22 protein-coding genes are annotated in these 20,693 nt (G+C 32.8%); 11 read left to right on the top strand and 11 right to left on the bottom strand.

The annotated features are described in order from the left end of the window. Positions 1–310: 310 nt before the first annotated feature. From fliI to nrfD, 5 genes are all read left to right on the top strand, one after another. The gene (fliI, locus tag EBF09_RS08045) at positions 311–1,612 is read left to right on the top strand and encodes a flagellar protein export ATPase FliI (protein WP_121764596.1); all 1,302 of its coding nucleotides are present in this window, start codon (positions 311–313) and stop codon (positions 1,610–1,612) included. 223 nt (positions 1,613–1,835) lie between these two features. Continuing rightward, positions 1,836–2,285 carry a hypothetical protein gene (locus EBF09_RS08050; RefSeq protein WP_121764597.1) on the top strand — a complete coding sequence of 150 codons (450 nt, stop codon included), beginning with the start codon at positions 1,836–1,838 and terminating at the stop codon, positions 2,283–2,285. A 566-nt stretch (positions 2,286–2,851) separates the two neighbouring features. Beyond that, positions 2,852–5,149, top strand: coding sequence for a thiosulfate reductase PhsA (phsA, locus tag EBF09_RS08055; protein ID WP_232817702.1), 2,298 nt, complete (start codon positions 2,852–2,854; stop codon positions 5,147–5,149). A 9-nt stretch (positions 5,150–5,158) separates the two neighbouring features. Then, the gene (locus EBF09_RS08060; RefSeq protein ID WP_121764599.1) at positions 5,159–5,725 is read left to right on the top strand and encodes a 4Fe-4S dicluster domain-containing protein; all 567 of its coding nucleotides are present in this window, start codon (positions 5,159–5,161) and stop codon (positions 5,723–5,725) included. Further along, positions 5,722–6,681 carry an NrfD/PsrC family molybdoenzyme membrane anchor subunit gene (gene nrfD / locus EBF09_RS08065; protein ID WP_121764600.1) on the top strand — a complete coding sequence of 320 codons (960 nt, stop codon included), beginning with the start codon at positions 5,722–5,724 and terminating at the stop codon, positions 6,679–6,681. The genes EBF09_RS08060 and nrfD overlap by 4 nt, the downstream gene beginning before the upstream one ends. A gap of 23 nt (positions 6,682–6,704) precedes the next feature. Here nrfD and EBF09_RS08070 read toward each other — a convergent pair whose 3' ends face one another. Next, entirely contained in the window at positions 6,705–7,235 is a 531-nt protein-coding gene (locus tag EBF09_RS08070) for a phospholipase D-like domain-containing protein (RefSeq protein ID WP_121764601.1), read from the bottom strand. A 122-nt stretch (positions 7,236–7,357) separates the two neighbouring features. Here EBF09_RS08070 and EBF09_RS09395 point away from each other — a divergent pair, with 122 nt between their 5' ends. Together EBF09_RS09395 and gmk are read left to right on the top strand one after the other, a co-directional pair. Continuing rightward, positions 7,358–8,941, top strand: a complete 1,584-nt coding sequence (locus EBF09_RS09395) for a hypothetical protein (RefSeq protein ID WP_232817703.1) — start codon at positions 7,358–7,360, stop codon at positions 8,939–8,941. Beyond that, the gene (gmk, locus tag EBF09_RS08080) at positions 8,941–9,564 is read left to right on the top strand and encodes a guanylate kinase (protein WP_121764602.1); all 624 of its coding nucleotides are present in this window, start codon (positions 8,941–8,943) and stop codon (positions 9,562–9,564) included. The genes EBF09_RS09395 and gmk overlap by 1 nt, the downstream gene beginning before the upstream one ends. A 46-nt stretch (positions 9,565–9,610) precedes the next feature. On the opposite strand, the gene EBF09_RS08085 is transcribed toward gmk, so the two are convergent. Genes EBF09_RS08085 through EBF09_RS08105 form a run of 5 tightly spaced genes read right to left on the bottom strand, consistent with a single transcriptional unit; the run spans position 9,611 to position 13,710 of the window. Further along, positions 9,611–10,516, bottom strand: a complete 906-nt coding sequence (locus tag EBF09_RS08085) for a hypothetical protein (protein WP_157978197.1) — start codon at positions 10,514–10,516, stop codon at positions 9,611–9,613. After that, the gene (gene aroC, locus EBF09_RS08090) at positions 10,509–11,582 is read right to left on the bottom strand and encodes a chorismate synthase (RefSeq protein WP_121764604.1); all 1,074 of its coding nucleotides are present in this window, start codon (positions 11,580–11,582) and stop codon (positions 10,509–10,511) included. Before aroC ends, EBF09_RS08085 begins: the two co-directional genes overlap by 8 nt. Continuing rightward, entirely contained in the window at positions 11,579–12,256 is a 678-nt protein-coding gene (rnc, locus tag EBF09_RS08095; RefSeq protein ID WP_121764605.1) for a ribonuclease III, read from the bottom strand. Before rnc ends, aroC begins: the two co-directional genes overlap by 4 nt. Then, a complete protein-coding gene (rnhA, locus tag EBF09_RS08100) occupies positions 12,234–12,689 on the bottom strand; it encodes a ribonuclease HI (RefSeq protein WP_121764606.1) in 456 nt (151 codons plus the stop codon). The genes rnc and rnhA overlap by 23 nt, the downstream gene beginning before the upstream one ends. Next, a complete protein-coding gene (locus EBF09_RS08105) occupies positions 12,664–13,710 on the bottom strand; it encodes a tetratricopeptide repeat protein (protein ID WP_232817704.1) in 1,047 nt (348 codons plus the stop codon). The genes rnhA and EBF09_RS08105 overlap by 26 nt, the downstream gene beginning before the upstream one ends. Before the next feature lie 130 nt (positions 13,711–13,840). Between EBF09_RS08105 and dnaG the strand changes: the two genes are divergently transcribed. From dnaG to EBF09_RS08120, 3 genes are read left to right on the top strand one after another with little or no spacing between them, the layout of a single operon-like run. Beyond that, positions 13,841–15,517 (top strand): DNA primase, encoded by a 1,677-nt coding sequence (gene dnaG / locus EBF09_RS08110; RefSeq protein ID WP_121764607.1) that lies wholly within the window; start codon positions 13,841–13,843, stop codon positions 15,515–15,517. Next, positions 15,495–16,475 (top strand): 7-cyano-7-deazaguanine synthase, encoded by a 981-nt coding sequence (locus EBF09_RS08115; RefSeq protein ID WP_121764608.1) that lies wholly within the window; start codon positions 15,495–15,497, stop codon positions 16,473–16,475. The genes dnaG and EBF09_RS08115 overlap by 23 nt, the downstream gene beginning before the upstream one ends. A 1-nt stretch (position 16,476) precedes the next feature. Further along, complete coding sequence (locus tag EBF09_RS08120) at positions 16,477–17,088, top strand: NAD(P)H-dependent oxidoreductase (RefSeq protein WP_121764609.1); 612 nt, start codon at positions 16,477–16,479, stop codon at positions 17,086–17,088. Between the two features lie 159 nt (positions 17,089–17,247). On the opposite strand, the gene EBF09_RS09505 is transcribed toward EBF09_RS08120, so the two are convergent. From EBF09_RS09505 to EBF09_RS08135, 5 genes are all read right to left on the bottom strand, one after another. Then, complete coding sequence (locus EBF09_RS09505; RefSeq protein ID WP_332870714.1) at positions 17,248–17,382, bottom strand: hypothetical protein; 135 nt, start codon at positions 17,380–17,382, stop codon at positions 17,248–17,250. An 8-nt stretch (positions 17,383–17,390) separates the two neighbouring features. Beyond that, the gene (locus EBF09_RS09510) at positions 17,391–18,278 is read right to left on the bottom strand and encodes a Cj0814 family flagellar-dependent secreted protein (RefSeq protein WP_408609827.1); all 888 of its coding nucleotides are present in this window, start codon (positions 18,276–18,278) and stop codon (positions 17,391–17,393) included. Beyond that, positions 18,230–18,487 carry a hypothetical protein gene (locus EBF09_RS09515; protein ID WP_332870716.1) on the bottom strand — a complete coding sequence of 86 codons (258 nt, stop codon included), beginning with the start codon at positions 18,485–18,487 and terminating at the stop codon, positions 18,230–18,232. Before EBF09_RS09515 ends, EBF09_RS09510 begins: the two co-directional genes overlap by 49 nt. Positions 18,488–18,582: 95 nt before the next feature. Then, positions 18,583–19,143, bottom strand: coding sequence for a flagellar FLiS export co-chaperone (locus EBF09_RS08130; protein ID WP_121764610.1), 561 nt, complete (start codon positions 19,141–19,143; stop codon positions 18,583–18,585). Positions 19,144–19,175: 32 nt separating this feature from the next. Then, positions 19,176–19,415 carry a DUF5408 family protein gene (locus EBF09_RS08135; protein WP_121764611.1) on the bottom strand — a complete coding sequence of 80 codons (240 nt, stop codon included), beginning with the start codon at positions 19,413–19,415 and terminating at the stop codon, positions 19,176–19,178. 313 nt (positions 19,416–19,728) lie between these two features. On the opposite strand from EBF09_RS08135, the gene EBF09_RS08140 reads away from it, so the two are divergent. Continuing rightward, a partial coding sequence (locus EBF09_RS08140) for a cache domain-containing protein (protein WP_157978198.1) occupies positions 19,729–20,693 on the top strand: 965 nt, incomplete at its 3' end.

The raw sequence follows: 20,693 nt of genomic DNA on the forward strand, positions 1-20,693 counted from the left end.
CTAAAATTTCTTTTAGCTTTTAAACATTATCTTATCTTTTTACACAAAGCTAGTTTTAAGACTTTTTAAACCCTTAAATTCAAGGGTTGTAAAGTTTATCTTACAATATATTTATCTAAAATATAAACTTAAGAAATATCAAAAATTAAATTGATTATTTTGAGTTTTTTGGCTGTTAGAAATTTTACAAACTTAGCTTTATGAAATTTTAAATTTTTAGAATAAAAGCTAAGAAAATATAGTTTTTAGCCTATTTGTATTTAGTTTTTTTGTATTTTTTGGTATAGTATGCCTTAAAAAAAGAGTGTCCATGTCCTTGCAGAATCTTAAAGCAAAATTGCAACATTTAAATCTATCTCCTACCTTTGGGCTTATTATGCGTGTAGATCAAGGGTTTTTGGTAGCAAATGGATTATCCCCTAGTATTGGAGATATTGTAAAAATTGTGGGAGAATATGGTGCTAGTTTGGGTATGGTAACTTCGCTAGAAGAAGGAAGTTTTAAAATCACCCCTTTTTCTTTTATTGAGGGCACAAAGGTGGGGGATAAGGTATATTTAAATACAAAAGGTTTGCAACTGCCAGTAGGGCCTGAACTTTTAGGGCGCGTGATTAATCCTATGGGGGAACCCATAGATGGTAAGGGAGAGCTAAGGGCACAAGGTGCTATGCCTATTATTAGGGCACCTATTGCTGCAATGAAGAGGGGAATGATAGATGAAGTTTTTAGTGTTGGGGTGAAGAGTATTGATGGACTTTTAACTTGTGGTAAGGGGCAAAAGCTTGGAATCTTTGCGGGAAGTGGGGTGGGAAAATCCACTTTAATGGGTATGATCGTAAGGGGTGCTAGTGCTAAGATTAAAGTAATTGCACTTATTGGGGAGAGAGGTAGGGAGGTGCCTGAATTTGTGGAAAAGAATTTAGGTGGGGATTTAACGGATACAGTGCTTATTGTAGCTACCAGTGATGATTCTCCTCTAATGCGTAAATATGGGGCTTTTGCTGCTATGAGTGTAGCGGAGTATTTTAAAGTAAAAGGTGAAGATGTGTTGTTTATGATGGATTCTGTTACGCGTTTTGCTATGGCACAAAGAGAAATTGGATTAGCATTAGGAGAGCCACCTACAAGTAAAGGTTATCCGCCATCTGTGCTAACACTCCTTCCACAGCTAATGGAAAGAGCAGGTAAGGAAGAGGGACATGGTTCTATTACTGCTTATTTTACGGTGCTTGTAGAAGGTGATGATATGAGTGATCCTATAGCCGATCAAAGCAGAAGTATTTTAGATGGGCATATTGTGCTTGATAGAAGCCTTACGGATTTTGGGATTTATCCGCCTATTAATATTTTAAATTCTGCTTCTAGGCTTATGGGGGATGTGGCAAATAAAGAGCATATTGAAGCAGCTAGAAAGTTTAGAAGACTTTATTCTATGCTTAAAGAAAATGAAGTGTTAATCCGTATAGGTGCTTATCAAATGGGTAATGATAAAGATTTGGATGAAGCAATTTCCAAAAAAGAAGCCATGGAGAATTATCTAAAGCAAAATTATGATGAAGCACTTCCTTTTGAAGAGAGTGTTAAGAGGCTTGTAGAGATTATGAGCTCTTAAAGTTGTTTGATTTTTTAGATTCGCACTTCGTTTAGCTTGTATGTCATACTTTGCAATGACAAAAAGCAAAGCTCTAGTAATAACAAAAATAGATTTGCATTGCGATTGGATTGTATTTTAAAAAGTATCATTTTCTTAAATACAAAAGGGCGCTATTTATTTGGAATAATTATTGCTTGTAAAATATAAATAAATTTTTTATAAATAAGAAGGAGAAGAGGATATGCAAATTGATTCAAGTTATAATACTTACTATTTGCAGAAAAGTTTTTCTGCAAATCAAAGTAATAAAAATAATGAAATTACAAAAGAAGAGAATAAAATAGCAACTTATGAAGATGTTGTAGAACGGTCTTGGGAAGATTATGTGAATGGAAAATTAGATCAAGATACCTTTTTTAGAATAAATTGTGCTTCTTTAACAGCTTCATTGGTTGAAGCTTCAAAAGATGGATTTCAAGGGAATCCTTTTGGAGAGATGAAAAGAGTCCAACAAGAAAGGCTAAAAGCGGATACTCCGAGTGAAATTGCAGTGGAGATTAATAAGGATATTTCTGCATTAAATAATAATTTTAATATTCCTTCTTCAAATATGACACAAGAAGAAAATCAAAGACTAAACAATAAAGCAAAAGATATTTTATTTGAAATTTTACAAGATTTAAAAGCTTAAATGTTTGTGAGAGTTTTTGGATTGCCTTGTCGCTTTGCTCTTTGTAATGGCAATATGAGTAGTCACTGCGAATGAGTGCGTGAGCATGAGTGTGGTAGTCTAAGATTTGCACTTCGCTATCGATCGTGGATAAGCTTTGCTTATATGCCACAGCGGACAAATCCGCCTCGCAATGACACCTCCCACTTATTGCTACAAGGAGCAACGCAACGAAGCAGTCTAAAGAGATTGCCACAAACCCTGTGGATTCTCACAATGACAAAAGGAGGCAAAAATCCTCGTAATGACAAAGTAGAGTTCTAAGTTCTTATAATTACAAAAGAGAAGGAAGTTTTTGTATTATTGATATGAGTTTTTAGAAATGTCTATTAAAAATAAAAATGAGTAAAAAATACCCTTATTAATTTTAGCTACATTGTTCTAAATAGCGATTCTTATAAAAATATAAAAAAATATATATCCATAAATTTTTTATAAAAACAAAATAAAATTTTTATAAATTTTATTACAAAACATAAATATAGTAGTAAAATAATAAATGGATATTAAACAAAAAGGAGGGAAAATTGAGTAGTCAATCCAATATTAATAGACGCGATTTTCTAAAGGGAGTTGGAGCCACTTCTGTTGCTTTAGGCTTTATGCCTGGGACTTTGGGGGCTTTTAGTGGAAAAATAGAAGGTTCTTCAAAATTTGTTCCAAGTATTTGTGAGATGTGCAGTACTCGCTGTCCTATTGAGGCTAGAGTAGATACTTTGCAAGAGGGGCAAAAAGTTTTTATTCAAGGTAACCCTTACTCCACTAGCACAGGTGGTGCAGTGTGTGCTAGAGGTGGTTCTGGAGTTAATCAGCTTTTTGATCCAAATAGGCTTGTTAATCCTATTATGCGAACAGGTGAGAGGGGTGAGGGAAAATGGAAAGAAATTTCATGGGAAGAAGCTTATGATTATATAGCACAAAAACTTAATGAAATTAAAGAAAAATATGGGGCTAAAAGTGTGGCCTTTGCTTCAAAAAGTGGTCCAGAACAAACTTTTTTAAATCAATTTGCCTATGCTTATGGAAGTCCTAATATTTTTGATCATGGAAATACATGTCCTTCAGGCTATGCAGTAGCACTCACAAGTGTGTTTGGTAATGGATCTATTAGTAGAGATTTTTCAAATTGCAAGTTTATGCTAAATTTTGGGCACAATGTGTATGAAGGAATGGTAATAAGCTATGCAAGAGGGGTAACACAAGCACTAGAAAAAGGTGCTAAGTTAATCTCGCTTGATCCTAGATTTTCAGTGCTTTCTTCAAAGGCAAGTGAGTGGATTCCTATCCGTCCAGGTGGAGATACTGCCTTTATGATGGCATTTGTGCATACTTTAATTTTTGAAGAGCTTTATGATAAGAAGTTTGTAGAAAAATACACAATAGGCTTTGAAAAACTTAAAGAAAGTGTTAAAGAATACACACCAGAAGCGATGGCTAAGGAATGTGATATAAGTGCAGAAAGAATAAGAGAGCTAACAAGAGAATGTGCAAAATATGCTCCACATTCTATGGTAGATTTCGGGCATAGGGCGACATTTACGCCAGAAGAAATAGAATTTAGAAGAGCAATAGCTATAGCAAATGCACTCTTAGGTAATATTGAAACAAAAGGTGGTTTGTATTTCCCTAAAGCTCCAGCACTTTATAATAAGCTTGCAGGAGAGCATGTGGCACCCGAGTTTAAGGGTTCTATTTTGCCAAAATTAGAAACTCCTAAAGAGCCAAGAATTGATTTTGTAGATGTCAAAGAGGGGGAATTTAGCAAAATTTCCAAAACTAGAGGCGTTTATTCCAAAGTTTATAGGGCAATTTTAGATGAGAAGCCTTATGCAATCAAAGGATTAATGATTACGCGTTCCAATCCTGTAATGACGGTTAATAATTCTAATGAAGTTGTAGAAGCACTTAAAAAGTTAGATTTATTTGTGAGTGTAGATGTGTATGTTTCAGATACTTCACAATATGCAGATATTATCCTGCCAGAATCTACTTATTTAGAAAGAGATGAACAGTTTTTGGCAAAAAATGGAAAAAATCCTGGCTATGAAGTAAGACAAAAAGTAGTAGAACCCATAGGTAATACAAAACCATCATGGCAAATTTATTTAGAACTTGCTAAAAAAATGGGCTATGAGAGTGCATTCCCTTATAAAGATATAGAAGATTTTAGAATGAAGCAGGGTTATAACTATCCTGATGAGATGTTTGAATTAAAGCATAAAGGAATGACAAGTTATGGGATTCCTCTTCTTGCAAGGGATAAAGAAAGTGTTAAGAAATTCTTAGAAAAATATCCAAATTCTAGGGCAAATTTAGATAGCGATGGAGAGTTTAGCGAGGTTTTAAAATGTAAAACAAAAAGTGGCAAGATTGAACTCTTTGATGAAGTGCTAGAAAAAGCTTGTGGTAGAGGTGGACTAACCTACAACAATCCAAAGTTAAAAAACGATGATGAATTTTACTTCATTCAAGGAAAGGTTGCTGTGCATACCAATGGACACACAATGAATGTGCCTTGGCTGAATACGCTAATGAGTGATAATGCTGTGTGGATTAATCAAAAAGTGGCCGATAAATTAAGACTTAAAAAGGGCGATAAGATAAAGCTAACTAGCAAAGTTGGAAGTCAAATAGCAAGTGTATTGCCTACAATTGGAATTAGAGAAGATACGCTTTTTGCTTATTTTGGATTTGGACATACAAGTAAAAAGCAAGATATAGCTTACAACAAGGGAATGAGTGCTAGTCATCTACTAGAAAACACCATTTCTCCAGTTGCGGGAAACAATGTGCATACCATTGGCGTAAAAATAGAAAAAGTATAGGGGGTAAAGATGAAATATGCAATGATACATGATATGGAAAAATGTATTGGCTGTCAGGGTTGCACGATTGCTTGTAGAAGTGAGAATGCAATACCTGATGGCTATTTTAGATTAAAGGTTAAGATTGATGGTCCAAATGGGGAGTTTCCAAATCTTAATTTTAATTATGTAAGGCATTCTTGTGAGATGTGCGAACACACTCCTTGCGTAACTGTTTGTCCTACACATGCTTCTTTTATGGATGAAAATGGGATTGTAGATATTAATGCAGATGTTTGTGTGGGTTGCCTTTATTGTGTGGTGGCTTGTCCTTACAATGCAAGATATGTAAATCCACAAACAAATGTGCCAGATAAATGCAACTTTTGCAAACATACGCACCTAAAACAATATGGCGAACCAGCATGTGTTGCTGTGTGTCCTACGGACGCACTTATCTTTGGGGATTTAGACGATCCACTAAGTCCGATTTTTAGCTATTTAGCAAACAAGCCTTTTGTTACAAACAAACCACATTTAGGCACAAAGCCAAAATTATTTGTCGTACCAAATAAAAAAGGAGGGATAAAACTATGAATGAAATATGGGGACCAGATAGTGCAACAATCATTTGGCATTGGCCTATTGCACTTTATTTATTTTTAGCAGGGCTTAGTAGTGGAGCGATGATGACAGCTTTAAGTGTGGAGTGGATGAATCCAAACAAAAAAGCTCCATGGGACGCATTTGTAAGAGCAGGTGTGCTTTTAGCTCCTTTTAGTATTATTATTGGTTTAATTATTTTGATTTTTGATTTAACTAAACCTCTAAATTTTTATCAACTTCTAATTACCTACAATCTAAAATCTGTAATGTCTTTGGGAGTGCTTTTGCTTTTATTTTACACTCCGCTATCTTTAGTGTATGCGGTTATTAGATTTAGAGGTGCTTTGGAGCAGAGCTTTTTAGGGGGGATAGTGAGAATCTTTAGCTCACTTTTAAGCTTTTTAGAGAGAAACTCTTTATGGTTTGGAAGATTGGTTTTTGCCCTAGCAGGTGGTGTTGGAGTTTATACAGGATTCTTGCTTTCAGCCATTCAGACATTCCCGCTTTATAATAGCCCGATTTTGCCTATTTTATTCTTAGCTAGTGGGCTTTCAAGTGGGATTGCAGCTTGCATTTGCTTTGGGCTTATATTTTTTGAAAAAGAGGTTTCAAAAGACACGACAAAATACCTTCTGACAATGGATTTAAGGGTGATTCCTATTGAATCTTTATTGCTTTTTGCACTTTTTGTAGGACTTTATTTTCAAGGAGGCGAAAAGGCAGTTGCTGCTATTACCTCGCTAACGAGCGGAAATTGGGCGGGAATCTTTTGGATTTGTGTGGTTGGATTTAGCGTTGTCATTCCTAGTGTGATCGCTCTAACTGCACTTAAAAACCACGCTTATAAGGTTAATTTCATACTTTTAAACTCCCTTTCTATTATGATTGGAGTATTTGCTTTAAGAATGTATATTCTTTATGCAGGGCAAATTTATCTAGGAGTATAGCTAGCTAGCACTTTTGTGCTAGTTTAGTATTTTTTACATTTTAAAAACATATCTTTAAAAGCTGTGTTGGCTTTTTTGATTAAATCCTTATCTTCTAAAAAAAGCAAAGTTTCATAGTTTGTTTCAAAGGCGCTTTTAGACCAGTTTGCTGAGCCTAAAATTAAAGTTTTGTTATCAATAATTGCCATTTTTGTGTGCATTAATCCAAAATATTTTCCATTTTTAGAACGCAAACCACTTAGAGTGCAAACTTCTATATTGTTAAGTTTTGCAAGATAACCTATGGTGGATTGTTTTAAGTCTTGATTAGCAGATTTGTCATAAACGATTCTTATTTTAACGCCTTTTTTGGCAATCTCTCTAATGGCTTTGCTAATCTCTCTATTTGTGAAACTGTAAATTGCTATATCTAGTGTTTTACTAGTATTTTTAATATTTGAAATAATTGCAGAAATGGCTTTTTTTTGATCTTGTGGCATAAAATAAAGTTCTTTTGCAAAAAGAGGAGAGAAAAGTAAAAGAAAGCTACTCAAGAGAAAAATTTTTTGTAACATTTTGGTATTCCTTGTCAATCTATAATAATAAATGTTATAATTTTAACACTTGGTGTATAAAAACTCAATAGTTATAGTTTATTGCATTAAAATATAAAAACCTAGATTTTAAGGAACTTGCAATGAAAGTGTATTTAGTAAATAAAAATCCAATTATCGCAAAGTTGGTGGCATTAAGTGCTTCTAAGGCACATTTAGAGTTGATACAATCAGAAAATATTGAAGTAGAAAAAGAAGCAGGGATTATCCTAATAGATGATGAAAGCTATGATGAAGAGTTATTTTTGGCTTATAAACAAGCACATGGGGATATTAAGAGTGCATTTTTTTATTCTAAGTCAGGAGAGAGAGTAGAGGGGTTTAGTGAGTATATTCAAAAGCCTTTTTTGCCAACAGATTTATTTAATACTTTAAATTCTTTCACGGGTGGATTTGAGTTTGCAAAAGAAAATTTAGTGGATGTTAAAGGGGAGGAGTATGAGGATATTGTAGAAGTGAAAGATACGCAGGCAACAAAAGAAAATGATACATTTACTCAAAGCGATTTTATTGCTGAAGAATCTACAAAGGATTTGCTAGAGGATTTAGATTTAGAATCTAATAAAGAAGAAAACTTAGAGGGGTTTGCAAGTGAGGATTTTGGAGCGAATATAGAAGAGCATAGCATAGAAGATAAAAATGAATTGGAGCTTGCGGATTTAGGCTTTACAGAAGAGAAAGATTCTAAAGAGAGTGAGGGGGTTTTGGATTTAGATGAAATTAATAATCTAAAAGAACTTTTAGAAGATAAACCGATACAAGAAGAAGCAAAAGAAGAAAATCATAAAGAAGAAAATTTGGAAGATTTTGGATTTGAAGAGAGTGCTCCAAAAGATGAAAACGAGAAATTAGAGGGGTTTGAAGAAGCTACAATAGATACTCAAGATAAAACACAAGAAAAAGAAGAGAATTTAGAAGATTTATTAGAAGGACTTGGGAAATTGCAAGAGGATTCAAAAGAGCAAGAACCACAGGAGCTAGAAAAGACAGAAGAAACCAAAGAAGAATTAGCAGAGGTTAGCTGTGAAGAATCAGGAATAGAGGATTTAGAGGGGCTTAGCTTGGAAGAAGATATGCAACCCAAAGAGGAAGCAACAAAAGAAGATTTAGGAGATTTAGAAGAGTTTAATTTAGATATTTTGGATAATTTACCTAATGACTTAGAAGAGCAAGAAAACAAAGATGCAAATAAAGAAGAAAGTATAGAACAAAGCGAAAATAATATAGATAATGCACTAGATAATTTTGAACTAGAAGATACGCCTAGTGAAGATGAAGAAGCTAAAGTGTCAGAAGGTGATACAAAAGAAGTTGAAACCAGCTTAGATAATGCTTTAGATGAGGAGTTTAAAGAGGATTTAGGGGCTAATACACAAGAGGAGGTTAAAGAGGTAAAAGAAGCTTCTAAGGATTTAGAGGATGAATTTGGAAGCTTAAGCTTAGAAGGAATGAGTGAAGCTTTAGGGGAGCCTATTGCTAAAGAGCCAAATGTTGCCCCTATCGTGCCTCAAAATGAAGAAAAAAAGATAAATGGTGATTTGCAAGTAAATTCCATAGAAACTCTTATGATGGCTTTGCAAAGTCTTCAAACGCAAGGGATAAAAGAGATTTTAAGTGGTGCTACGATTAATATTAGTATTCAATTTCCTAAAAAAGAGCAAGAATAATGAGAGAGATTAAGCAAAAGGGTGCTATTTTAATTCTTTCAGGCCCTAGTGGAGCGGGCAAAAGCTCTCTTTATAAAGCAATAGCTAAAGAGTTTCCAAACCATTATTTTTCTATCTCTTCTACTACAAGAGCTAAAAGAGAGGGCGAGATAGATGGAGTGCATTATCATTTTATTAGCAAAGAAGAGTTTCAAAAAGGTATAGAAGAGGGGAATTTTTTAGAATGGGCATGTGTGCATGAGAATTATTATGGAACCTCTAAAAAGGAAGTTTTAGAAGCATTAGCGCAAGATAAATTGGTTATTTTTGATGTAGATGTGCAAGGACAAGAAAGTATCCATAAGATTTTTTCTAAGTTTGCCACTTCTGTTTTTATAACTACCAAAGATAAAACAACATTGCAAAATAGGCTTATTGCTAGAGGGAGTGATAGCAAAGAAGTGATTACTAAGCGTTTAAAAAATGCTCTTTTTGAAATGGAAAGGATAGAAGAGTTTGATTATTTAATCATTAATGAAAATTTAGAAGAAGCTAAAAAAGAGCTTTTATCCATTGCAAGAATTGCTTTTTGCAAGGCAGGTTTATATGATTTAAAAGAGCTTTTGAAGAGTTGGAATGCTTAAAATTAAAACTTTTTAATTAAAATTCTTTGTTTTATGTAAAAGGATTTTAAAAGTCTAATAATTGTTTTATGTGATTTTCTAAAGTTTTTTTATTTTTTAGAGAGATTGCAATATTTTTGCGTAAGTTTTTACGCAAGGTTAAAGGAAGAATCTCTAAAAATTTCTCTTCTAGTTTTTGTTGTAATTGTATTTTGTTGAGTTTCCAGACTTTGTGGATACTTAAAATACATTCTTTAAAACCTTGAATATTAAAGGCTTGATTTTGTGTGATTTCTAGAGCGATAGTTGGGATACCACAGGCTAAAAGCTCTCCTAAGGTTTGTCCTCCAGCACTGATACAAATATCCATATTTTGCATAAGGATTCGCATTTGTTTTGGATTAAGGTTATAGTGTGTGATAATGGGGGGAGGCATAGGGGTTTTACTTATGCAATGAAGAGTGAAGTTGGATAAAAAACTAAACTTGCAAATTGTGGGTAAAAGCCCTAAAATATCTTCCCCACCGAGAGTTAAAAGAATGTTTTTAGGGGTTTGTAAAAGAGGAGGGGGAGTAGAATTTAGTGCTTTTAAAAATTCTTCTTGAAGTAAAAAAAACTCTTTACCTATCCATAATCTACATAAAGGATAGACTTTTTGATATTCTTTTAGATTTGCTCCAAGTGAGCTATTTAGGATAATGCTGTTTGTAGGATAATCTAGGCGAAAAGTATCGTCTAAAAAAATGCAATGTTTTGCATAATTTTGTGCAAGTTTATAAGCACTTAGAGGCAAAACATAAGAATCAATCACAATAATATCACAAGTTCTCAAATTTTGTTCTAGTGTATCACTTTGGAAAAGAAGAGTTTTTATCCCACAGCGTTCTAGCAAGGATTGTAAGGCTTTTGTCCTGCTAATGTGTCCTAGTCCTATTCCATTGTTGCCATCTGCAAACAATAAAGCCTTAGCCATAGATTTTTTTAAGATTCTCTAAGGTGCTTGAAGTGTTTAATAAAAGCATATCTGCTAAAATGATGGCTAGCATTGATTGGCATACGATACTGCCTCTAATGGCAATGCATGGATCATGTCTGCCTTTGATGTTACAAATACAAGATTCACCCTTTATATTTTGTGTGTTTTGCTCTAAAAAAATGCTAGGAGTTGGTTTAAAATGCACTTTGATTAGAATCTCTTCTCCATTGCTAATGCCTCCTAAAATTCCTCCGCTATTGTTACTAAGAAAGCCATTTTTATCCATAGTATCATTATAAGTTTTGCCATCTGTTTGAGCACTTTTGGTTCCAAGTCCTATTTCTACACCCTTTACTCCATTTAGTCCCATAAATGCTTCCCCTATTGCTCCATCTAGCTTATGATAGAGGGGTTCTCCAAGTCCGATAGGAAGATTACAAGCACGGATAAGAACGCTCCCTCCTATGCTATTGTGGGATTTTCTAATCTTTTCTATTAAATCTTTTTGTAAAGATTCTACTTCTTTATCAAGGGAGAAAATCTCACTTTTTGGTGCATAGGAATAATCAATCTTTTTAGCTTCTATATCTCCTATGCTATAAATTCCTCCTTGAATTTGTATATTAAATTCCTTTAAAAGCATACTAGCAAATGCCCCTCCTGCTACTCTAGCAACACTCTCTCTAGCACTTGCTCTCCCGCCCCCTCTATAATCTCTAATGCCATATTTGTGAAAATAAGTAAAATCTGCATGGGAGGGACGAAAAATATCTTTAATATTTTCATAATCACTGCTTTTATTTTGGGAGTTTTTTATAAAAAATCCTATGGGAGTTCCGGTGCTAAATCCCTCAAACACACCGCTTAAAATTTGCACCTCATCTTCTTCTTTTCTTTGTGTGGAATAGCGATTTAATCCGCCTTTGCGTTTTTGCATATGTTCTTTTAGAAGTTCTAAATCAATTTTTATGCCTGATGGCATTCCATCAATCACACCTCCAATGCCTTCTCCATGGCTTTCTCCAAAAGTAGTTAATCTAAATCTTTCTCCAAATGTATTCAATTTCTTTCCTTTAGGGCTTCTAGTGCAATTTTAGCACAATTTTGTTGGGCTTCTTTTTTGCTTTTGCCTTTAGAAGTTGCATATTCTTTGCCATTAATTAAAACGCTCATTACAAATTCTTTATTATGGTCAGGTCCTTGTGAAGAGCGCATAATATATTCAGGGGTATTTCCAAAAATGGCTTGTGTGAGTTCTTGTAAGGCGGTTTTATGATCATAAAAGAGTGCTTTTAAATCAATAGTGGGATAGACTTCTTTTAAGAGTCTATGGGTGATTTCTTGTGCTACTTTTAAGCCACTTTCTAAATAAATCGCTCCGATGGTCGCTTCAAAGGCATTGGATAAAATGGAAGCTTTTTTGCGTCCTTCATTGGTTTCTTCAGAGTGGGATATAAAAAGGAATTTGCCTATTTGCAAGTAATTGGCAAGTTTTGCAAAAGCTTTTTCATTGACCATAGAAGCACGCATTTTAGAAAGCTCACCTTCTTTTGCGTTTGGAAACTTTTTATATAAAAATTCCCCTATAATTAAATCAAGCACCGCATCGCCCAAAAATTCTAATCTTTCATTATTGTGAGATTTTTTTGTGCTTTTATGCGTGAGAGCTTCTTTTAAAAGTTCTTGATTTTTAAAATGGTAATGTAAAATTTGTTCAAACTTCTTTAGTTGTTCCATATCCCATCCTTGCATTTTTGATTTTTTGTGCCTCTTGTTTTGCTATTTTATCACACTTTTCATTTTCTATATGTCCGCTATGTCCTTTCACCCACATAATCTCAATTTTATGAGGTTTGGAAACTTCTATAAACTCACGCCAAAGATCAGGATTTTTGACATTTTTAAAATCCTTTTTTATCCAATTTGGAAGCCATTTTGAAAGTCCATCTAATACATAAGTAGAATCGCTTACTACTTTGACATAGCAGGGTTCTTTTAAAGCTTTTAATGAATTTATAAGGGCTTTTAACTCCATTTGATTGTTAGTAGCGTTGCTTTCGCCACCGCTTATGATTTTTTCTTTATCTTTGTAGCGTAAGATTCCACACCAACCACCATCTCCAGGATTTCCTAGAGAGGAGCCATCACAAAAAAGAGTAACCCATTTCATACTTTTTCTCTTTTAAAAAACTTTTAACTTGCATACTAAGGAGTTCCCCACAATGCGGACAGCGTTCAAAAAATAAAGGACTAGAACCTTTGCATTCTTTGCAAAAATAATGAAAAGCCAAATCCCCTGTAAAATTTTGTTTTTCCCTTAAAAGACAAAGGGCTTCTAGTTCAAAAGTGGCCTTTTTGCTAGGCGTTAGAGTAAAATAGCCTTTTGCTTCATAAAGAGAGCTTAAAAGATTGTGATTTTTTGGGATATTTGGCAATTCTTTTAAAGGTATGTTCCATAAAATATCCAAAATATCCAAAATATCTTTTTGTTCCAGTTTGAAAATAATCTCCCAAAACTCTCTAGGATAAAAATCTTTCAAAAAGCCTAAAATTACTCTTAAGAGTTTGGGTTCTTGTTTTAGAAGTGTAAGAAGTTTTTTAAGAGGAGAATTAAGGCTTTTAGCCTGTAAAATAAGGATTTTACTTTTTAAATACGCACTTTGTAAGCTTGTGTTTCCCATAAGTTCTTCAAGACAATCTGTGCTATTTAGGGCATCTTGATATTCTCCAAGCTCTTCTTGAATCTTAATGAGCTTTTCTAAAATATTTCCTAGGCGTGGGTGGTAGCGTAAAATTTCTAAAAAAATTTCTTTAGAGCGTTTTAAAAATCCTGCTTTATAGTAGGCTTCTCCTAAATACTCTAAAATAGGCACTTTGTCTAAGGGGTTTTTAGTGTATTCTAAAAGGGTAGTGTAGAGGCGAATCGCTTTTTCATAGTTGCCACTTTTTTGATACATATTTGCCATAAAAAGAATAGAGGAAGTGGGATTAGCACTTAGGGCTAAAAACTCTTTAGCTTCTTCATCAAAGCCCACATAATCAAAGTTTTGCATAAATTTTTTAAGGGCAATATTGCGTCTTTTGCTAATAAAATAACCCCAATAATAGCCTATAAGACTTACAATACCCACTAAGAAAATAAAAACAATAATGCCAAATAAAGGATCTCTATAATCAATTTCCCAAAACAATGTTGCACCTAAACTAAATTTTGCTTATATTATAGCAAAGAAATTTCACAAGAGTAATGGTATAAATGAGCAATTTAGCAATATTTGTGTAAAATATCCTTAAAAGTTTAAGAGATTTTAAGGGAAAGGCGTGATTACACAAGCAAGCATCGAAGAAGTGAAAAATCAAATAGATATAGTGGATATTATCTCACATTATATTGAAGTTAAAAAAATGGGTGCAACTTATAAGGCTTGTTGTCCTTTTCATGATGAGAAAACTCCAAGCTTTGTAGTCAATCAAAATAAGGGTTTTTATCATTGTTTTGGTTGTGGTGCTAGTGGAGATGGCATTACTTTTGTTATGGAGTATGAAAAGTTAAGCTATCCAGAAGCTATTGAAAAACTAGCACAAATGTATAATATTTCACTAAGCTACACGCAAAGCACACAAAAGCAAAGCGATACTAAAATTTTTGAGATTATGCAAAGATTTTATAGGCAATCTTTAAAGAGTAATGTGAGGCAATATTTGCTTGATAGGGGATTAAGAGAGGAAACCATAGAAAGCTTTGAGCTTGGATTTGCACCGAGTAATTTTGAAATTATGTCTTTTATGAATGCAAATGCAATCAATCTTCAAGAGGCTTGTGATTATGGGATTTTGGGGGTGGATAATGAGAACAATCTTAAAAGATATTATGCTAGATTAACTCAAAGAGTGATTTTCCCTATCCGTTCTGCACAAAATAAAATTATAGGCTTTGGAGGGAGGACTTTGGGGGATCATCAAGCAAAATACATTAACTCTCCTCAAACAAAAGTTTTTAATAAATCTAAAGTTCTTTATGGATATGAAAAAGCAAAGGATAGCATTTTTAAATTAGAAGAAATTATTATTAGTGAGGGGTATTTAGATGTGATTATGTTGCATCAAGCAGGTTTTACAAATGCGGTAGCAACTTTAGGAACTTCACTTACAAAAGAGCATTTACCACTTTTAAGTAAAGGGAATCCTAAAGTGATTGTCGCTTATGATGGGGATAAGGCAGGGTATAGTGCGGCTTTTAGAGCGGCTACTTTATTGTCTTTAGCCAATAAAGAGGGAGGAGTGGTGTTTTTTGAAGGGGGAATGGATCCAGCGGATATGGTAAAAGAAGGTAAAATTACAGAATTAAAAAATATTTTTTCAAATCCTGTGCCTTTTGTGCCTTTTGTTTTAAATGAGATAGCTTCTAAGTATGATTTGCATAATCCGCTTAAAAAAGATCAATGCCTTAAAGAAGAGCTAGAATATTTAAAGCAACTTCCTATTGTGATTCAAGAAGAATATAAAGATTTTTTAGCTTCTCTTTTAAGGTTACCAAGACAACTTATAAAAACTAAAAAAATCCATACAAATGAAGCTAAGCAAGAAAGAAATGTAGAGAGTTTGGGGGGTGATTTTTATACTTTGGCGGAGAAGATTATTATTAAGAGTATTTTAGAAGATAATTCTTTAATGGATTTAGCATTAAATTATCTAAAAGAGGAAATGTTTTTAAGTCAAAAAGAAGCTTTTAGGGCGCTTATACATAATGATTTAACCCATTCGCTTTTAGTGGGAATTTTACTAGATAATAAAATCTTATCTTTACCCAAAGAGGGTTTAAAAAAGCAGATAATTATGCTATTATATCGCTATTACGAGGGGCAAAAAAATGCTCTAAGTAATCAAACAAAAATGACTTTAAGAGAAAAGTCCTATCTTTTAAGAAAATATCAAAATTATTTAGAAAAATTAAAAAAAGGAGAACTTGTTATTTATGAAAGCACTAGCACTTTTTAGTGGTGGATTAGATAGTTTATTGTCTATAAAAATTATTAAAGATTTAGGAATTGATGTAAAAGCTATCCATTTTAATATTGGTTTTGGTTCTAGGAAAGATAAAAGTGAGATTTTAAGAAAGACTTTAGCACAAATTGATGTGGAACTAAAAATAGTAGATATTAAAAAACAATTTTTTGATGAGGTGTTATTTAGTCCAAAATATGGCTATGGAAAGTATTTTAATCCTTGCATTGACTGCCATGCAAATATGTTTTCTCATGCACTAGCTATGCTAGAAGAAGAGGGAGCTAGTTTTGTGATTAGCGGGGAAGTGTTAGGACAAAGACCTAAAAGTCAGAGAGCAGAGGCTTTAGGACAGGTAGAGAGATTAAGCGGTGGAAATGGGTTGATATTGCGTCCTATGAGTGCAAAATTATTGCCTCCTACAATTCCAGAAGAAAAAGGTTGGGTAGATAGAGAAAAACTTTTAGATATTCATGGAAGAGGGCGTGATAGACAGCTAGCACTTGTGAAATCCTATGGTATTGAATATTTTGAAAAACCAGGCGGAGGTTGTTTATTAACAGATACTAGCATTGCAAATAAGATTAAAGATTTAAAAGGGCATAGGGAAGTTGTGTTTGAGGATATGGAAATGGTGAAATATGGACGCTATTTCATACTTCCAGAGGGTGCTAGATGTGTGATTGCTAGAAATCAAGAAGAAAATGAGAAATTAAGCAAGCCTCACTCAAAAATGAGTATAATAGAATTGCTTGATTGTTTGGGACCTGTGGGGCTAGTAGAAAGCGATGCAAGCAAAAATGATAAAGAGTTAGCCATTGCTTTAACTTTAGTCTATGGCAAAACAAATGCTAATGAAAGCTATCAAGTGAATTTTGAAAATGAGATTTTAACAAGAACTCCTTTTTCTAGTAAGGAGGAGGCGTTAAAATTTGCATTAAAGGGAGCATAAAATGAAAGAGGAATATCAAAAAATAGTTACTAATCGTTATTCTTGTAGAGATTTTATTAATGAAAAAATTTCTAAAGAGGATTTAGAATATATCCTAGAAGCAGGTAGAATCTCGCCTAGTTCTTTAGGGTTAGAGCCTTGGAAGTTTGTAGTAGTGCAAAAAGAAGAAAAAAAGCAAGAGATTTCAAAAATTGCCTATAATCAGCCCCATGTGGCAAATAATGGGGCTTTAATTATACTTTTAGTGCGTTTAGATTTTGCAGAATATTTTGAGCCTAAACTTAGGGCTAGAAATATGCCACAAGAGGAAATAGAAAAAAGACTTAATACTTATAAGCCTTTTTTAGAAAATATGAATGAAACCCAAAAATACGCCTATGCTAAAGAACAAACACATCTAGCTTTAATGAATCTAGCAAATGCAGCGAGTGCTTTGGGGCTTGGATCTTGTATTATAGGTGGGTTTGATAATGCAAAGCTTGATGGTTATTTAAAGTTAGATACAAAGAAATACAAAAGCTCTGTAATGCTTGCACTTGGCAAGAAAAAGAGTGAAGAGATTCCACCAAAACTTCGCTTTAGCTTTGATGAGGTTGTGGAGTTTTTAGAATAATAAAGATTTGTTTTTTTTAGATAAAAAATTTGTTAGAAGTGTGGTATGAGATTTAAAATTTCAAACCCTATAACAAGCAATTTTTTCTTAATAGCAAAAAGTAATAAAATTCTAAAAAATGCAAGGGATATTAAAAGGCTTGATTGATGAAAACAATTCTTAAGCCCTAATATCTATGCTTTTTGGTGTAGAATTTAAAGAAAGAATTTTATTGAATTCTCCTGCATCATCATCGCTAAATTTCACACCAAAAAGAATTTCTAACTCTTCACTTTTGCCAAATTTAGCTTCCAAAAGCTTTCTTAAAAGCTCATTTCTTTTATTATCATCTTTGTAAGTTTCTTTGTTTTCACTTTCGCTCTGTATGGGTTCAAAAGGTTTATCTTTTTCTTTGTTTGATTTTTTTGTGCTAGAGCAATTTCTCTATTTTGTTTTGCTATTTCAGCTTTATATATTTCTCCCATTTCATCGCTTTTAGCTTTCATTTCTAGCCATTGTTTTTTAAATTCATCTATATCAGTTATTGTATTTCTAAGTTTGGTTATATATACACTATCTGCAAATACATCTCCTGTTATACTCCATTCAATAGGATTTTGTTTTATAAATTCGTTTAAATCTTCCACTTGACTTTGGCTCATATTTTTATCATAGCCAAGAAGCTTTCCTGCTATGGTTGTTTCGCCATCTATAAGAGGATTTTGCCCTGACATACCTGCAAAAAATGCCATTAAAACACCACCTTTACTTATAGTGCCATTATCATTTTTATAAAATGATGCTCCAATATTGATATGGGAGCTTGGAGCAAATATATCATTACTCTTTTTAGTATAATCACCAGGAGCATTCTCGTGCCAACTTGGGAAACTTAATGCTAATTGCTTAGGATTCTGATAGATTTGCAAATCATTATTTACACTTAAAGCACTTTCAAACGCTTTTTGAGTTTGAAAGATATTAGTTACTTGAAAACTTTTTTTATCATAAGAAAATCCCAAAGGGATTTTTTCTATATCTTGGGTGCTAAATTCTTTGCTTGGTTCATCAATAAGTTGTGAAAATACCTTATAAGCATTGCCTAGACTTTTGGCAATATCTATATTGACAAAAGATTTAGAATTAAGATTGGTTATATAATTTACAAAATTTTCAGCACCATTAGCATAAATTTTATAATCTTTTGGAATTCCCGCTGCTTCGTTAAAATCACTTGTAAAAAACCATCTTTATCTACACCATAGCCTAGTATTTTACTTACTGCTTGTGATTTATCGCTTACAAAGCTTGAGTTATCATTTGTAACATTAGATGATTTTGTATTTAAAGTATTATTGCTAAAAGTATTTGTGTAATTGTAGCTTGAATAAGAATTTATACCATTAATCATCTTTGCCATCTTGTAAAAATAAGATTTACAAGATAAATCGGCAGTATGATTAATAAACTTTAATATTATGCAAAATTAAATTTTTCATATTTTCAAGAAAATTTTTAATTAAACATATTTTTAAATGCAGTTGCATCAAAGTTTTCAAAATCGTAATTTTGAGAATTTGGTGCAATAGGCATACTTGCTTTTTCAATAAGTCCGCTCATTTTGGAAAGGTTTTTGCTAATTTCATCATGTTTATTAGAAAAATTTTCCACTAAATCTCCATTAATCTGGCTAGGCAAGGGGAGTGAGAGAGAGATATTTTCACCTGCTAAAGACATACTAAGTTCTTTACCAAAGAGAGCTTCTCCTTTGAATTTTGCTGCATTTGCCGTATTATCTAGTTCTTGTGTAGAGCTTGTGCCAAGTTTTGCTTGATTGCTTAGTGCATTTAGTGTAATATCAGCAATTTGCATAGCACCTATCATTTCATTAGCACCTTTAATATCATTGCTAAAGTGTCTAATATCAAGATCTCTTTTTGAGAGAGTTGGTAGCTCTTGTAATTCCTGTGATTGTTGTGTTTGTGCTACATTTTGTTCTTGTGGTTTTTGAATATTTTGCGTTCCTTGTGGTGTAAAAGCATTTCCTATTCCATAGGGATTAACTGATGAAAGCATAAAAACTCCTTTTATTTATGTTTATTTAGGAGTTAAAGCATTTTGTGTTCCAAAATTAATTTTTTTTGTAGTTTTTCTTCTAGGATTTTTATTTGTTTGGCTTGATTTTTTTGTAAAATAAGAAGATTGTCTGTTGCTGTGATTTGGTTTAGTAGAACCCAAAGGCTAAGTGTAGCAAAGACAATAGTAATTACACAAGAAATAAGAGCAATTTTTACCGCATTATGACTTGTCTTTTTGCAAAGTCGAAATTCTTTTTGTAACTCTTCCATGAAGTATCCTAAAAATTTTTATGGTTTTTAAATTATAGGCAAAAATAAATTAAGAAATGATGATTTTTAGCTTTTAAATATAATAAAATCATTTAAGACTTTAGGGTGTTGTGTTAAGAATAGTAAAATACTAAATATTCCCATATGTTGGGTTTAAAACATAAAAAGAGCATAATAATATGGATTTTAGATAAAATTTATTTTATTTTTATATTTTATTTTAAAATTAAATCAATGAATTTTAGTTATAATGAAAATATATTTTATATGAATTTTGTGTGAATGGGGAAGCATAAAAAATAAAGGAGAAAGCGTGAGGTCTATCACACTTAAAATTTCTAGTTTTATCATTATAACTTTTGTGATTATTATGGGAATCAATTCTTATTTGGGTTATAGAGGCATCAAAACAAGCACGACAGAGATTTATGGTAGTTTGCAACAAAGTATTTTAAAATCAAGTTATGAAATTGTAGATGAAAAGCTTAATCTTTTGGCTACAAAGCATTTGAAAGTGGCTTTAAAAGGGATAGTGCAAGAATATGCTGATTTTAAAGCACAAGAGAGAATTTTGCAAACTTTAGTAGAGGGAAATGGCTATGAGGGTGCGTTTTTTTATGTAAAAAATAAAGAATTAATAAAATATGGTAAGGTAAGCAAGAATCTAAAAGAAGTTGATGTGATTTTCAACGAAAGTAAGGAGAAAGCAGAAATATATTTATCCGATATTACAAAAATAAAAGATAAATATATCCTTAGTATTGTATTGCCATTCAATCAAGAGGGTAAAATGGGTTTATTAGGTGTAGATTTGGATATGGGATATTTTCAAACAAAATTCAAAAGCTTTGTAAATCCGCTCTTACCACATCTTTCAATTTTTATTTTAAATAAAGAAGGGCAAATCATTTCACACAAAATGCCTAAATTCATTCTTGATGGTAAGAAAGATGAAGCAGAAACTTATATAGCAAACGCCCTAAAACAAAGCAAAGAAGCAAGTATTGATTATATTAATGCAAGGGGTTTGCCTGCAAAAGCAAGCTATAAGCAATTACCCTTTGATTGGACGCTTGTAGTTTCTGTAATCACCACAGATTATACAGAAGGGATCAATAGAGCAGCGATTAAAGATGCAATTGTGGGGCTTATTTTTTTAGTTATAGGAGTAGCAGCGCTTTATGGTATTATTAAAATATATTTAAAACCCCTCTCCTCCATTCAAAATGGCCTAAGTGGTTTCTTCTCTTATTTAAACCATGAATCTAAAAATGCTCC

This window comes from Helicobacter burdigaliensis, assembly GCF_003670295.1.
Lineage (GTDB): Bacteria > Campylobacterota > Campylobacteria > Campylobacterales > Helicobacteraceae > Helicobacter_D > Helicobacter_D burdigaliensis.